This is a genomic window from Streptomyces sp. NPDC005566 (assembly GCF_040605575.1).
GTDB lineage: Bacteria > Actinomycetota > Actinomycetes > Streptomycetales > Streptomycetaceae > Streptomyces.
In genome coordinates this window covers 1-14471 of record NZ_JBEXDB010000019.1, presented here as the reverse complement: position 1 = coordinate 14471, position 14471 = coordinate 1, and the positions used below count along the sequence as shown (strand labels likewise).

13 protein-coding genes and 1 pseudogene are annotated in these 14471 nt (G+C 70.8%); 4 read left to right on the top strand and 10 right to left on the bottom strand.

What is annotated here, in order from left to right; all coding sequences use genetic code 11:
- Positions 1-75 precede the first annotated feature (75 nt).
- The 10 genes from ABZS61_RS27245 to ABZS61_RS27200 are packed head-to-tail and all read right to left on the bottom strand — an operon-like array spanning position 76 to position 10255.
- Positions 76-1611, bottom strand: coding sequence for an NADH-quinone oxidoreductase subunit N (locus ABZS61_RS27245; RefSeq protein WP_356426613.1), 1536 nt, complete (start codon positions 1609-1611; stop codon positions 76-78).
- The gene (locus ABZS61_RS27240; protein ID WP_356426990.1) at positions 1608-3176 is read right to left on the bottom strand and encodes an NADH-quinone oxidoreductase subunit M; all 1569 of its coding nucleotides are present in this window, start codon (positions 3174-3176) and stop codon (positions 1608-1610) included. Before ABZS61_RS27240 ends, ABZS61_RS27245 begins: the two co-directional genes overlap by 4 nt.
- Before the next feature lie 27 nt (positions 3177-3203).
- Positions 3204-5198 (bottom strand): NADH-quinone oxidoreductase subunit L, encoded by a 1995-nt coding sequence (locus ABZS61_RS27235; protein ID WP_356426610.1) that lies wholly within the window; start codon positions 5196-5198, stop codon positions 3204-3206.
- Positions 5195-5614 (bottom strand): NADH-quinone oxidoreductase subunit NuoK, encoded by a 420-nt coding sequence (gene nuoK / locus ABZS61_RS27230; RefSeq protein WP_356426607.1) that lies wholly within the window; start codon positions 5612-5614, stop codon positions 5195-5197. The genes ABZS61_RS27235 and nuoK overlap by 4 nt, the downstream gene beginning before the upstream one ends.
- A complete protein-coding gene (locus tag ABZS61_RS27225) occupies positions 5614-6168 on the bottom strand; it encodes an NADH-quinone oxidoreductase subunit J (RefSeq protein ID WP_356426603.1) in 555 nt (184 codons plus the stop codon). Before ABZS61_RS27225 ends, nuoK begins: the two co-directional genes overlap by 1 nt.
- Positions 6165-6791 (bottom strand): NADH-quinone oxidoreductase subunit I, encoded by a 627-nt coding sequence (locus tag ABZS61_RS27220; protein ID WP_356426600.1) that lies wholly within the window; start codon positions 6789-6791, stop codon positions 6165-6167. The genes ABZS61_RS27225 and ABZS61_RS27220 overlap by 4 nt, the downstream gene beginning before the upstream one ends.
- Positions 6791-7759: a complex I subunit 1 family protein gene (locus ABZS61_RS27215; protein ID WP_356426595.1), complete on the bottom strand. Its 969-nt coding sequence runs from the start codon at positions 7757-7759 to the stop codon at positions 6791-6793. Before ABZS61_RS27215 ends, ABZS61_RS27220 begins: the two co-directional genes overlap by 1 nt.
- The gene (locus ABZS61_RS27210; protein WP_356426592.1) at positions 7756-9231 is read right to left on the bottom strand and encodes an NADH-quinone oxidoreductase subunit C; all 1476 of its coding nucleotides are present in this window, start codon (positions 9229-9231) and stop codon (positions 7756-7758) included. The genes ABZS61_RS27215 and ABZS61_RS27210 overlap by 4 nt, the downstream gene beginning before the upstream one ends.
- Positions 9228-9863 (bottom strand): NADH-quinone oxidoreductase subunit B family protein, encoded by a 636-nt coding sequence (locus ABZS61_RS27205; protein WP_351175785.1) that lies wholly within the window; start codon positions 9861-9863, stop codon positions 9228-9230. Before ABZS61_RS27205 ends, ABZS61_RS27210 begins: the two co-directional genes overlap by 4 nt.
- Complete coding sequence (locus tag ABZS61_RS27200) at positions 9854-10255, bottom strand: NADH-quinone oxidoreductase subunit A (protein ID WP_053930253.1); 402 nt, start codon at positions 10253-10255, stop codon at positions 9854-9856. Before ABZS61_RS27200 ends, ABZS61_RS27205 begins: the two co-directional genes overlap by 10 nt.
- Before the next feature lie 166 nt (positions 10256-10421).
- On the opposite strand from ABZS61_RS27200, the gene ABZS61_RS27195 reads away from it, so the two are divergent.
- The 4 genes and pseudogenes from ABZS61_RS27195 to ABZS61_RS27180 all read left to right on the top strand — a co-directional run.
- Positions 10422-11612, top strand: a complete 1191-nt coding sequence (locus tag ABZS61_RS27195) for a sensor domain-containing protein (RefSeq protein WP_356426588.1) — start codon at positions 10422-10424, stop codon at positions 11610-11612.
- A 157-nt stretch (positions 11613-11769) separates the two neighbouring features.
- The gene (locus ABZS61_RS27190) at positions 11770-13125 is read left to right on the top strand and encodes a sensor domain-containing protein (RefSeq protein ID WP_356426585.1); all 1356 of its coding nucleotides are present in this window, start codon (positions 11770-11772) and stop codon (positions 13123-13125) included.
- 230 nt (positions 13126-13355) lie between these two features.
- Positions 13356-14015, top strand: a complete 660-nt coding sequence (locus ABZS61_RS27185) for a response regulator transcription factor (protein ID WP_356426986.1) — start codon at positions 13356-13358, stop codon at positions 14013-14015.
- Between the two features lie 247 nt (positions 14016-14262).
- A pseudogene (locus ABZS61_RS27180) lies at positions 14263-14471 on the top strand (2-oxoglutarate ferredoxin oxidoreductase subunit alpha); the annotation flags it as partial.

Genomic DNA, 14471 nt, shown 5'->3' with positions numbered 1-14471 from the left:
TTGCTCTTTTCGTGGCGTTTGCAGCCAAGACCATGCCCTGTCCGGGGCTCCCCGGGCAAACCGATCTTGCGTGGGTCAGAAGAGGCTGACCGCGGCAAAGCGGAGGACGAGCTGGGGTGCCCCCGAGAGGGCGATGCCGGTCACTGCGGTGAGGGCGATCGCGAGCGTGAGGGGGGTGGGGACGGGATGGGCGCGGGGGGTGGCGGCCTGCTCGTCACCGGGTGCTGTCTCCGGTGCGCGGAAGAGTGCCGCGGTCCACTGGAGGTAGTAGTAGAGCGCGATCACGACGTTGACGGCCATGACGACGGCGAGCCAGCCCAGCCCGGCGTCCACGGCCGAGGAGAAGACGGTGACCTTGGCGAAGAGGCCGATGATCCCCGGGGGCAGGCCGGCCAGGCAGAGGAGGAAGAACCCCATGGCGAGCGCGGCGAGGGGCCGGGTGGCGTAGAGGCCGCGGTAGTCGCTGAGGCGGTTGCCGGGATGGGTGCGGGCGACGAGAGCGGCGACGGCGAATGCGCCGAGGTTCACGACGGCGTACATGAGGGCGTACGCGACGGTGGAGCCGATCTGTTCGTCGCTGGAGTACGCGGCGGCGGCGATCGGGACGAGCAGGTAGCCCGCCTGTCCGACGGACGACCAGGCGAGGAGGCGCACGGCGCTGCGGGCCCGGGTCGCGGTCTGCCGGAGTGCGGCGACGTTGCCGACGGTCATCGTGAGGGCGGCGAGCACGGCGAGGGCGGGTCCCCACACGTCGGCGTAGGACGGGAAGCCGATCACGGTGACGAGGATGAGGCCGGAGAAGCCGACCGCCTTGCCGACGACCGAGAGGTACGCGGCGATCGGGAGGGGGGCTCCGACGTAGGTGTCGGGTACCCAGAAGTGGAAGGGTGCGGCAGCCGTCTTGAAGGCGAAGCCCACGAGGGTGAGGACGACGCCCGCTTTGGCGAGGGTGTCGAACTGGCCGGGTACGTCGTCGAGGCGGTCGGCGATCTCCGTGAGGTGCAGGCTGCCGGTGGTCGCGTAGACGAAGCTGACGCCGAGAAGCATCACGGCGGTGGCGACGACGGAGGACAGGAAGAACTTCAGCGCGGCTTCGGAGGAGCGCCGGTCGCCGTGCTTGATGCCGACGAGGGCGAAAGCGGGGAGCGAGGCGACTTCGAGGGCGACGACGAGGGTGGCGAGGTCGCGCGCCGCGGGCAGGAGCGCGGCGCCCGCCGCGGAGGACAGCAGCAGGAACCAGAACTCGCCTGCCGGCAGCTTGCGGGTGTCGCCGATCGAGAGCAGCGCGGTGAGCAGGGCGCCGCCGAGTACGAGGGCCTGGATGACGAGGGCGAAGTGGTCGGCGGTGTAGCTGCAGGCCTGGGTTCCGCCGGTGAGGCAGAAGGTGGAGCGATCTCCGGCGCGGAGCGGGATGAGGAGGGCGAGCGCGGCCACGAGTCCGGCGACGGCGCCGTAGCCGAGGAGCGGCTTGCGTCGCTCGCTGACGAAGAGGTCGGCGACGAGGACGGCGAGGGCCACCGCGGCGGCGATGACGGGCGGTGCGATCGCGAGCCAGTCGACGGACTGGACGAGGCTTGCCGCCCCGGTTGCGCTGTCGGCTGCCACGGTCACGACTTGCCTCCTGCGAGGAGCTTCTGCACGGCCGGGTCGGTGAGGCCGAGGAGGACGGCGGGCCAGAGTCCGGCAAGGACGGTGAGGGCGGCGAGCGGGGTCCAGGCGGCGAATTCGTAGCTCTGGATGTCGGCCACCGGGCGCTGCTCCTCGCGGTCCTCACCCGTTTCGGGCGTCCCGCCCATGCAGACGCGGCGTACGACGATGAGCATGTACGCGGCCGTCAGCAGGGTGCCGAAGGCGCCGATGGACATGAAGGTGAGGAAGGCGGGGCGGCTGAGGCCCTCGGCGGGGTCGAAGGCGCCGAAGAGGGTGAGCATCTCGCCCCAGAATCCGGCGAGGCCGGGGAGGCCGAGCGAGGCGATCGCCGCGAAGGCGAGAAGGCCGCCGAGACGGGGGGCCCGGCCGTAGAGAGCGGCTCCGGTGGCTCCCGCGAGCGTGTCGAGGTCCGCTGTGCCGTACCGGTCCTTGACGGCACCGACGAGGAAGAACAGCAGGCCGGTGATCAGGCCGTGGGCGATGTTCGCGAAGAGCGCGCCGTTGACGCCGGTGGGGGTCATGGTCGCGATGCCGAGGAGTACGAAGCCCATGTGGCCCACGGAGGAGTAGGCGATGAGCCGCTTGAGGTCGCCCTTGGCGCCGGGGCGGGCGAGGGCGAGGCAGGCGAGGGATCCGTAAATGATTCCGACGACGGCGAACGCGGCGAGGTAGGGCGCGAAGGTCTGCATCCCGTCGGGCGTGATGGGGAGCAGGATCCGGACGAAGCCGTACGTTCCCATCTTCAGCATGACGCCGGCGAGGAGTACGGATCCGACGGTCGGCGCCGCGGTGTGGGCGTCGGGGAGCCAGCTGTGCAGCGGCCACATCGGGGTCTTCACCGCGAGGCCGACACCGATCGCGAGTACGGCGATGACCTGCACGGACGCGGTGAGGCCGCGGCCGTTGTCAGAGGCGAGTGCCACCATGTCGAAGGTGCCGCTCTTCAGTCCGATGAGGAGCAGCCCCAGCAGCATGAGTACGGAGCCGAGCAGCGTGTAGAGGATGAACTTCCAGGCGGCGGGCTGCTTCCGGTCGCCGCCCCAGCGGGCGATGAGGAAGTACATCGGGATGAGGACCATCTCGAAGGCCAGGAAGAACAGCAGCAGGTCGAGGACGGCGAAGGTCGCGAGGGTGCCGGACTCGAGGACGAGGACGAGAGCGACGAAAGCCTTCGGGGAGGGGCCCGCGGGGAGCTTGAAGTAGCTGTAGAGCGCGCAGAGGAAGGTCAGCAGCGCGGTCAGTACGAGGAGGGGGAGCGAGATGCCGTCGGTGCCGAGGTGGATCCGGACGTCGAGTGCCGGGATCCAGCTGATGTCCGTGGTGGCCTGCATCTTCGACGGATGGTCATGGTCGAAGCCCGCGGCCAGGACGAGTGCGGCGACGAGGACGGCGCCGGTCACCGTCACGCCGTGGCGGAGCACGGCCTGGTCGGGGTTCCTGCCCTTGAGCCCGGGCGGGGCGGGCAGGAGCGCGGCGACGGCGCCGACGAGCGGGCCGACGACGATGAACGCCAGAAGGAACTGCATCACGGATGCGCTGATATCGATCACGGTTCACGCCCCGGCGTTGACGTTGGCAAAGACGACGGCGGCGATCGCCAGGACAAGGGATCCGGCGAGCAGCGCGCCGAGGTAGGTCTGCACGTTGCCGGTCTGGGCGCGGCGGACCACGGTGCCGAGCCCGCGGGCGAGGCTGCCCGAAGCGCGCACGTACGTGTCGACGACCTCGCGGTCCAGGAAGCGGACGAGGCGGGCGGCTTCCTGGACGGGGCGGACAAAGAGCCTCGAGTACAGGGCGTCGAGGTGGAAGCCGGTGACAGCGTGCCGGTGGAGTGGGCCGAGCAGGAGGCGGCCGGGGTCCGAGGGGTCGGGGGCGTCCGCGATGGTGCCGTAGGCGGCGGTGTGCGAGGTCATCGCCTCGACCTCCACCAGGGCGGGTTCCGCGTCGGGGTGGGCGGCGACCGCGCCGACCGGGGGACGGTCGGCCATCGCCGTGGTGTGGCGCCAGGCCCCGTAGGTGACGAGGCCGCCGACGAGGCCGACCCCGGTGGAGAGCACGGCGGTCACGAGGGACGGGGTGAGGCTGTGTCCGTCGAACCAGTCGGCGATGACGCCCACGGTGAGGCCGAAGGCGATCGTGGGGACGGCGAGGACCCAGAGCACGGAGGTCATCGCGACGGGCTGCTTGCCGTGGTCGGGGACCTCGGTGCCGCGTCCGCGGAAGGCGAGGAGCCACAGGCGGGTGGCGTAGGCGGCGGTAAGGACGGCGGCGAGGAGCCCGGCGACGAGGATCGTCCAGCCTGCGGCAGCGGGCGCCACGTCACGGTCGCCGAGGGCGGTGTGCTCGGCGGCGACGAGTACGGCTTCCTTGGAGAAGAAGCCGGCGAACGGGGGGATGGCGGCGAGCGCGAGGAGGGCGACGGTCATCGTCCAGTAGGCGTCGGGGATGCGCTTGGTCAGGCCCCCCATGCGGGACATGGCCGCCAGTGAGTTGGTTCCCGCGGCGTGGATGACGACGCCTGCGGCGAGGAAGAGGACCGCTTTGAACGCACCGTGCGAAATGAGGTGGAAGACGGCGGCACCCCGGTCGCCGACGGCCAGGGCCCCGGACATGTAGCCGAGCTGCCCGATGGTCGAGTAGGCGAGAACGCGTTTGATGTCGTCCTGGGCCAGAGCGGCGAGCCCGGAGCCGATCATCGTGACGGCGGCCATCACGGCGAGGACGACGAGGGCGGCGCCGGATTCGGCGAAGACGGGGAGGAGCCGGGCCACGAAGTAGATACCGGCGGCGACCATCGTCGCGGCGTGGATGAGCGCGGAGACCGGAGTGGGGCCGGCCATCGCGTCGGGCAGCCAGGTGTGCAGGGGGAACTGCGCGGACTTGCCCGCGACGCCCGCGAGGAGCAGCAGGGCGATGAGGGTGGGGTGGTCGAGTCCGCCGTTGGCGACGGCGCCGAGGATGCCGGTGATGCGGAAGGTGCCGGTGTCCGCGGCGAGTGCGAACAGGCCGATGAGGAAGGGGACGTCGCCGAGCTTGGTGACGAGGAAGGCCTTGAGGGAGGCGGCGCGGGCTTCGGGCGTCTCCCAGTAGTGGCCGACCAGGAAGTACGAGCAGATGCCCATGATCTCCCAGCCGACCAGGAGCACCATCAGGTCGCCGGAGTAGACGACGAGCAGCATCGCGGAGGTGAAGAGGGAGACGAGGGCCGCGTAGGAGGGGTAGCGGGCATCGTCGCGCAGATAGGCCGTCGAGTAGATCTGCACACAGGTGGCGACGAGGGCGACGAGGACGGCCACGAGGACGGCGAAGCCGTCGAGGTACAGGGCGAGGTCGATGGGGACCGAGCCCGTGGGGGTGAGTTCGGTCGCGGCGGTGATGGCCGGGCCGCCGCCCTGGCGTACGGCGACGGCGACGGCGATGACGCCTGCGGCGAGCGTCGGCAGTACGGCGAGGGGCCGTGCGAAGCCGGTCCTGCCGAGGAGGAGCCCGGCGGCAGCACCCAGGAACGGGAGGAGGGGGACGAGGACGGCGAGGGTCGTGGTGGTCACGCGGTGGCCTCTGCCTTCTTTGCCTTCCCTGCCGGAGCAGTGGCCGGGGTTGCGGTGCCGTGGGCGGCGTCGTCGGTGTCCTCGTCGCCCGGGAGTGTCTCGGCCTCGTCGGTCTCCGCGGTGTCGCGGAGGCGGTCGACGTCCGAGCTGCCCCGGTTGCGGTAGACGGCCAGCACGATCGCCAGGCCGATACCGATCTCGGCTGCGGCGATGGCGATGGTGAAGAGGGTGAGGGCCTGGCCGGAGTGGAGCGCGTCCCGGAGCCAGACGTCGAAGGCGACCAGGTTGAGGTTGACGGCGTTGAGCATCAGCTCGACGGACATCAGTACGAGGATCGCGTTGCGGCGGGCGAGGACTCCGTAGAGCCCGGTGCAGAAGAGGAGGACGGCGAGCACGGCGGGATAGGCGAGGTGCATCAGCTCTTGTCCTCTCGGTCCTTGCGGGACAGGACGATCGCGCCGACGAGGGCGGCGAGCAGGAGGACGGAGAGCGCTTCGAAGGGCAGCACCCAGTGCCGGAAGAGGAACTCGCCGGACGCCTTCGTGGAGCCCTGGGCCGGTCCGTCCAGGTCGATCCACGTCGTACGGAAGGCGTCCACGACGACCCAGACGAGGGCTGCTGCCGAGGCCACGGCCACACCGAGGGCGACCCATCGGTTGCCCGAGTCGGCATCCGGGGAGTGGCCGATGGGGGCCCGGGTGAGCATCAGCCCGAACAGGAGGAGGACGACGATGGAGCCGACGTAGATCAGAACCTGCACCCAGGCGATGAACTCGGCCGTGAGCAGGAGGTACTCGACGGCCAGACCGCCGAGCGCCACGACGAGCCAGAGGGCGGCGTGCACGAGCTGCTTGGTGGTGACGGTGATGAGCGCCGCGCCGAAGGTGGCGAGTCCTACGAGGAGGAACGCGATCTCGACGCCGGTCGGGGAGAGGAAGCCGGGGTGACCGGCGGCCGCTGCGAGGGTCACGCCTGTCCCCCCTGCTCGACGTCCGGTGCCGCGTTCTGTTCCGCGTCCGGCTGCGCGTCCTGTCCCGTGGCCCGGTCGGCGACGGCCTGTTCCGCTTCCTGGGCTGCCTGGAGCTTCTCCGCCGTCTTGCGGGCGGCCGCGATCTCCTTCGGCTCCTCTGCTCCCGGGTCGAGCGCGGGCGGCTCGGGCACGGTCCACATCCATTCGCGGAGCTTGTCGCGCTCGTGGGTGAGTTCGTGGATGTCCGTCTCGGCGTACTCGAACTCCGGAGACCAGAAGAGTGCGTCGAAAGGACACACCTCGATGCAGATACCGCAGTACATGCAGAGGGCGAAGTCGATCGCGAACCGGTCGAGGACGTTACGGCTGCGCTCGCGGCCACCGGGGGCGGCAGCGGGCACGGTCTCCTTGTGGGAGTCGATGTAGATGCACCAGTCGGGGCACTCGCGTGCGCAGAGCATGCAGACGGTGCAGTTCTCCTCGAACAGCCCGATCACGCCGCGGGTACGGGGCGGCAGTTCCGGCTGGACGTCCGGGTACTGGGCGGTGACCGTGCGCTTCGTCATGGTCCGCAGGGTGACGGCGAGACCCTTGGCCAGGCCTGAGCCGGGGATCGGAGGCACTAGTTGATCGCCACCTTCACGATGCCGGTGAGCGCGATCTGCGCGAGAGCGAGGGGGATGAGCGTGGTCCAGGCGAGCTTCTGCAGCTGGTCCTCGCGCAGACGGGGATAGGTGACGCGGAGCCAGATGACGACGAAGGCGAGGACTGCCACCTTGAGCAGGGTCCAGAGCCAGCCGAGCCCGTCGGCACCGAGCGGACCGTGCCAGCCGCCGAGGAAGAGGACGGTCGTCAGACCGCACAGGACGACGATTCCGGCGTACTCGGCGAGCAGGAACAGGGCGAAGCGCAGGCCCGTGTACTCGGTGTAGGCACCGAAGATGATCTCGGAGTCGGCGACCGGCATGTCGAACGGCGGACGCTGGAGTTCGGCGAGTCCGGCCACGAAGAAGACCAGGGCCCCGACGATCTGCCAGGGCAGCCACCACCACTCGAAGGCGTTCAGGATGCCGGGGAGCGAGACGGTGCCGGCAGCCATGGCCACCGAGGCGGCGGCGAGCAGCATCGGCAGTTCGTACGCGAGGAGCTGCGCGGCGGTGCGGAGGCCGCCGAGGAGCGAGAACTTGTTGGCCGAGGCCCAGCCCGCCATGAGTGAGCCGAGTACGCCGATGCCCATGACGGCGAGCACGAAGAAGATGCCCGCGTCGACGACCTGGCCGACCGCGCCCTCGCTGGGCCCGATCGGGATGGCGACGAGCACGAGGAGGTACGGGAGGAGGGCTACGGCGGGGGCGAGCTGGAAGACGCGGCGGTCGGCCTCGGCCGGGACCACGTCCTCCTTCTGCGCGAACTTCACGCCGTCCGCGACGAGCTGGGCCCAGCCGTGGAACCCGCCCGCGTACATCGGGCCGAGCCGGCCCTGCATATGGGCCATCACCTTGTGCTCGGCCTGTCCCACGACGAGCGGGACGACCATGAACACGGCGAAGACGATGACGAGCCGGAGGGCGACGTCGAGTACGTCGTTCACGCGGTATCGCCTCCGGCGGGACGGTCTGTTCTGGGGTCTGACTGGGGGTCGGGGCCTCGCTCGGCCTCGGGACCCGGCTCGGGCTCAGGGCTCGACCCAGCCTCGGGGCTCGATCCAGGCTCGGGGCTCGACTCGGGCTCGGAGCCAGCGCCGGATTCGCCCTGCGGCGCGGGAGCGGGTGCCGAAGGCGGCTCGGGCCGCTCACCGGATTCCCCCTCCGCCTCGAGCGCTGAGGCTCCGGGCTCGGGCTGGGGCTCGGGCTCGGTGACTCCGGCCTCGGGCTCGGCCGCCTCGGGCTCGGCCGCCTCGGCCCCGGTGGTCCCGGCCCCCGCGGCCTGGTCCGGCGCAGCCTCCGGAGCGGGGCCGGCGTCCGGCGCAGTAGCGCCGGGTTCGGGTGAGTCCGTCGCGCCGCCGGAGGGGACGTCGTCGAAGGCGGGGCGTGCGTGGTGCCAGGGTGCGTCCGTGCTGCGGACAGCACGGGGCGCACGGGTACTCGTCGGCTCGGTGCCCGCGGGGCCGGCGTCAGCCGGTGCGGGTGCCGCGCCCGCCTCGGTGGCCTGCGGCGGTGCCGGGGCCTGCGCGGCATCGGAAGGCGGTGCGGCCTCCCCACCCGCGGCCGCCGGAGGCGAGGGCTCGGTGGTCGGCGCGGCAGGCTCCGCGGACTGGCTCGCCGAGCCCTGGGAGACGCTGCGGCTCCGACGCGACGCCGCAGCCTGCGGGGTCGCCGTGGCATCCGGCGCTGTGGCACCCGCCGTGGCGTCCGGCGCCGTGGCATCCGGCGCCGCAGGGCGCTGCGCCGCCGAGCCTTCGCTCGCGGTGCGGGCCCGGCGTACAGGACGGTCGCCCGCCGCCCGGGCGCCCCTGGCCGGACGGGCCGGGGCAGGCGGGAGTTGGCCCTTGAGCGGGCCCCACTCGTTGGGGTCGGGGACGCCCGGCGGCAGCATCGTGCGCCGCTTGGGTCCGCCGTGTTCGGACTCGCCCGGCTCCTTCGCGCCCGGCCAGGCCTTGGCGACCCGGGCGGCCAGGACGAAGTCCTTCCGCAGCGGGTGGCCTTCGAAGCCCTCGGGCAGCAGCAGCGGAACCAGATGCGGGTGGTCCTCGAAGCGGACGCCGAACATCTCGTACGTCTCGCGCTCGTGCCAGGCCGCGCCCGCGTACACGTCGATCGCGCTGGGCAGCGCGGGGGCCTCGTGCGGGACGGTCGTACGGACCAGCAGGCGCCGGACCCGACCGCTGCTCGGAGCGGCGACGTGGGCGCAGACGAGGAAGCCGGTGCCCGGCTCGTCGACCGCGCTCAGCCAGTCGAAGTAGCCGCAGCCCAGTTCGTCGCGGGCCGTTTCGAGGGCGGCGATCCAGGAGGAGGCGGGAACGTCGACGGTCAGCAGGTCGTACGCGTACGCAGCCGTGGCGTCCTCGCCGAAGATGTCGGTGACGGCGTCCGGCAGCCGGTCGTACGTGTCCGCGGCGGTCACTTCTGCTCCTCCCCCGGTGTCTTCGGGGCGGCGACGAGACCGCTGCGCAGCGCGGCGGTCGAGGGGCGGGCGGTGTCCTCGGTGGCGTACCGCTCGGCGAGCGACTCGCGGGCGATCTTCTCCTGGAGCTTGAGAATGCCCTGGAGGAGGGCTTCGGGCCGGGGCGGGCAGCCGGGTACGTACACGTCGACGGGGATGATCTGGTCGACGCCCTTCGTCACGGAGTACGAATCCCAGTAGGGGCCGCCGCAGTTGGAGCAGGCGCCGAAGGAGATGACGTACTTCGGTTCGGGCATCTGCTCGTAGAGCCGCTTCACCGCCGGGGCCATCTTGTCCGTCACGGTGCCGGACACGATCATGAGGTCGGCCTGCCGCGGGCCGGGGGCGAACGGGATCACGCCGAGCCTGATGAAGTCGTGGCGTGCCATGGAGGCGGCGATGAACTCGATGGCGCAGCAGGCGAGTCCGAAGTTGAAGACCCAGAGGCTGTAGCGGCGGCCCCAGTTGAGGACCACCTTCATCGGTTCGGGCGCGAGCCGGGACAGCACACCGAGCCTCTTCGGCTCGGGCAGCAGCGTCGGATCGGGCAACGGAACGGGAGGTTCTGGGTTCGGCCGGCTCGTCACGCCCATTCGAGGACGCCCTTCTTCCATGCGTAGAGCAGTCCTACGGCCAGGAAACCGAGGAAGATGAACATTTCCACCAGCGTCGTCGCACCGTATCCGGGTGCCGCGAACACCGTTGCCCACGGGAACAGGAAGATGGAGTCGACGGCGAAGATCACGTACAGGAAGGCGTAGACGTAGTAGCGGACCTGGGTGTGGGCCCAGCCCTCCCCCACGGGGTCCACGCCGCACTCGTAGGTGAGAAGTTTCTCCGGCGTCGGGACCACGGGCCTCAGCAGTCGGCCGGCCCCGAAGGCGACGGCGACGAACAGCACGCCGACCAGGGCGAGCAGTCCGACCACTGAGTAGCTCTGGAAGTAGTCCGACGCGAGAACGGTCGGTCCCGGCACGTCCGCCACGTCCGCCCCTCGCTCCCTCAGCTGTCCGACGTCTGTACGCACGGGAGTCTAGGCCCTGTTAAAGAGAGGGTAAGCAGCCGCGTCGGACAAGTGGTGGGGTTATCCCTACTTCGTCCCACCCACGAACCCCATGGCGTGCGCGGGTTCCGCCCGGCAGGCTGGGCGTATGACCATGAGCCCCTCCCTGCCGGACAACGACCGGCCGCCGCCCGCGCGCTTCGCCTTCGACCGGCAGACGTGGAAGGAGATCGCGTATCTCCTGGCCAACCTTCCGATGGCCGTTGCCGGATTCGTCTACACCGTGTTCCTGATCGGTGTGGGCGTGGGGCTTTCCGTCACCGTGGTCGGTCTGCCGTTGCTCGCCCTCGGGCTGCAGGGGGCGCGCGGGCTCGGCCGGGCGGAGCGGGGCCGTGCGCGGGGGATGCTCGGGGTGCGGATCGACGAGCCGAGTCCGATGGCGCGCAGTCGCGGCGAGCAGGGTTTCTTCTCCTGGCTGTGGTCGGGGCTGAAGGACCCGGTGGGCTGGCGGGCGTTGCTGTTCTCGTTCATGCGGCTGCCGTGGGGTGTGGCGACGTTCGCCGTGGCGCTGGTGAGTCTGTTCGTGCTCTGGCCGGTGCTTCCCTTCATCGCACGGGGGCTGACGAACGCGGACCGGGCGATGGTGCGGGGGCTCCTCTCCCCCTCCGACGAGCTGGAGGCCCGGATCGCCGAGCTGGAGTCGGACCGCGGGGTGGTCGTGGACACGGCCGCCGCGGACCTGCGCCGCATCGAACGCGACCTCCACGACGGCGCCCAGGCCCGCCTCGTCGCCCTCGCCATGGACCTCGGCCTCGCCAAGGAGAAACTGACCGCCGACCCCGAAGCAGCCGCCCGCATGGTCGACGAGGCCCACGGCGAGGTGAAGGTCGCCCTCCAGGAACTCCGCGACCTCGCCCGCGGCATCCACCCCGCCGTCCTCACCGACCGCGGCCTGGACGCGGCCCTCTCCGCCATCGCCTCCCGCTGCACCGTCCCCGTGAACGTCTCGGTGGAGCTGCCCGGCCGGCCTGCGGAGGCCATCGAGGGCATCGCGTACTTCACGGTGTCCGAGCTCCTCCAGAACGTCAGCAAGCACAGCCGCGCCCGGTCGGCGTCCGTCGAGGTGTGGCGCTCGCAGGAGCGGCTGCTGATCCAGGTGACGGACGACGGGGTCGGCGGTGCGCGGCTGGACGGCGGCACCGGCATGGCCGGGCTCGCGGAGCGGCTGGGCGCGGTCGACGGGCTGTTCGTGCTGGACTCTCCGGAGGGCGGGCCCACGACGGTCACTGCGGAGCTGCCCTGGCGCGACCGTGCTGACGCCGCGCCGAAGACCGTCTGACGGTGTTCCGCGAGTGTGAGGGGTGGGGAAAACCCCCGGCCGGATACGGAGACCGTCCTCATGGTGCGGATCCCCTCGGCGCAGCAGTCTTGAGATGACAGCCGTTGTACCGGCACGCGGGAAGCTCCCGCCCAGAAGAAACGGACGGACGCCACTGATGGCCACGGCATACGGACCGGCCACACGGGACCACGACCGGCCCGGTGCCGGATCGGGCGGCCACCCCCCGGAGAAGCACTTCTTCCCGGCGGCGCTGCGCGCGCCCTTCGAGGCGCGGACGTGGCGCGAGCTGGCCTATCTGGTACTGAGCCTGCCGATCAGCGTGGTGCTGTTCAGTTTCGCGATCACGATGACGTCGCTCGGCCTGGGCATGCTGATCACGTTCCTCGGCATTCCGATTCTCGCCGCGGCCCTGGTCATGTGCCGCGGCTTCGGCGCGATGGAGCGTGTCCGGGCCCGCCGGTTGCTGAAGCTGGAGGTGGCCGATCCCGCGCCGGTACGGGGGAGGACGGGCGGCCTGATGTCCTGGGTCGGCGCGGTACTGAAGAGCGGGGTGTCCTGGCGGCATCTGCTCTACGCGCTGCTGCACTTCCCGTGGGCCCTGTTCGCCTTCATCGTCTCGGTGACGTTCTGGACGTACGGGTGGGCCATGTTCACCTATCCGCTGTGGCGCTGGGTCTTCCCGGCGTACGCGGGCGTCGACGGCATCCAGCTGTACGGCGACAGCACCCATCGGGTCTACCTCGACTCCGCCTTCGAGATGGCGGTCACCAGCGGTCTCGGTCTGGTCCTCGTCCTCGTCACGCCGTGGATCATCCGTGGGCTGGCGTCCGTGGACCGGGTGATGGTCGGCGGTCTGCTCGGCCCTTCGCGGCTGGCGTCCCGGGTCTCGGAGCTGGAGTCGGACCGCGGGGTGGTCGTGGACACGGCCGCCGCGGACCTGCGCCGCATCGAACGCGACCTCCACGACGGCGCCCAGGCCCGCCTCGTCGCCCTCGCCATGGACCTCGGCCTCGCCAAGGAGAAACTGACCGCCGACCCCGAAGCAGCCGCCCGCATGGTCGACGAGGCCCACGGCGAGGTGAAGGTCGCCCTCCAGGAACTCCGCGACCTCGCCCGCGGCATCCACCCCGCCGTCCTCACCGACCGCGGCCTGGACGCGGCCCTCTCCGCCATCGCCTCCCGCTGCACCGTCCCCGTGAACGTCTCGGTGGACCTGGAGTCGCGGCCCGCCCAGGCCATCGAGGGCATCGCGTACTTCACGGTGTCCGAGCTCCTCCAGAACGTCAGCAAGCATGCGCGGGCCACCCGTGCGGGGGTCGATGTGTGGCGCGCCGCGGACCGGCTGATGCTCCAGGTGACGGACAACGGGCGCGGCGGGGCCGATCTCACGTCGGGGAGCGGTCTGGCGGGTCTGACCGAGCGGCTGGACGCGGTCGACGGCATCCTCGTCGTGGACTCCCCCGCCGGCGGCCCGACGACGGTCACGGCCGAGCTGCCCTGGCGGGGCTGAGAGTTTCCCGCGACGCACCGAGCCCCTCCACGCAGCGCCCCGGCCGCCTCGAAGGCGACCCGGGGCGCTGTGCTGGGCGTGCGGCGGACGAAAGCTGCTTGTACGGCCCGTCGGGGCGCCGATCCTGGGATGCTTGCGGTCGCGGGCACGGCGCGTACGGCGGCGTACACACGGATCACCATCAAACGTTGGACATGGACAGTGGGGGACACAGCGTCGTGGAGGAACGAGTGCGGGTTGTCATCGCCGAGGACTCGGTACTGCTTCGGGAGGGACTCACCCGGCTTCTGACCGATCTCGGGCACGACGTCGTCGCGGGGGTGGGGGATGCCGAGGCGCTGATCAAGACCGTGAGCGATCTCGCCGCGCTGGATGCGCTGCCCGATGTGGTGGTCGCCGATGTGCGGATGCCGCCGACCCACACCGACGAGGGGGTGCGGGCCGCGGTGCGGCTGCGCAAGGAGTACCCGGACATCGGGGTGCTGGTCCTCTCGCAGTACGTCGAGGAGCAGTACGCCACCGAGCTGCTGGCCGGCAGCAGCCGGGGGGTGGGTTACCTGCTGAAGGACCGGGTCGCCGAGGTCAGGGAGTTCGTGGACGCCGTGGTGCGGGTGGCCCAGGGCGGGACCGCGCTGGACCCCGAGGTGGTGGCGCAGCTGCTGGGCCGGAGCCGTAAGCAGGACGTGCTGGCGGGGCTCACTCCGCGCGAGCGGGAGGTCCTCGGCCTGATGGCGGAGGGGCGGACGAATTCGGCGGTGGCCAAACAGCTGGTGGTCAGCGACGGTGCCGTGGAGAAGCACGTCAGCAACATCTTCCAGAAACTGGGGCTGTCACCCAGTGATGGAGATCACCGGCGCGTTCTGGCTGTTCTCACCTATCTCAAGTCGTAGTGATCCGACGATGTAGTGGCAGTGGAGCGAAATCCCAGGCCTGGAACGAAAGGATGAGTGCCGAGAGCGTTCATCCGATGGCTGGGGGGTCCGAGAAATATGGCAAAGCGTGACGAATCCGTTTCCCGAAAACGCGTCCACCATATGATCGGTCCAAGGAAGGCGACCCTTACAGAAGTAGGGTGGGGCCTGGACCGCCGGCGGGCCGGCCGGTCCCGAGCCGCCGCCCCGAGGGAGGTCCAGTTCAGTGACCAGCCAGGTCAGTAGCCCAGCCGGAAAGACCGATGAGGCCAATGAGGCTGTCGTCGGGGAGCAACGCGCCCCCCAGTCAGATCGACCGGGCGCCGCTGAGAAGGAAATTCGCCGTCTGGACCGGGTGATCATTCGCTTCGCGGGTGACTCGGGTGATGGTATGCAGTTGACGGGTGACCGGTTCACGTCGGAGACGGCGTCGTT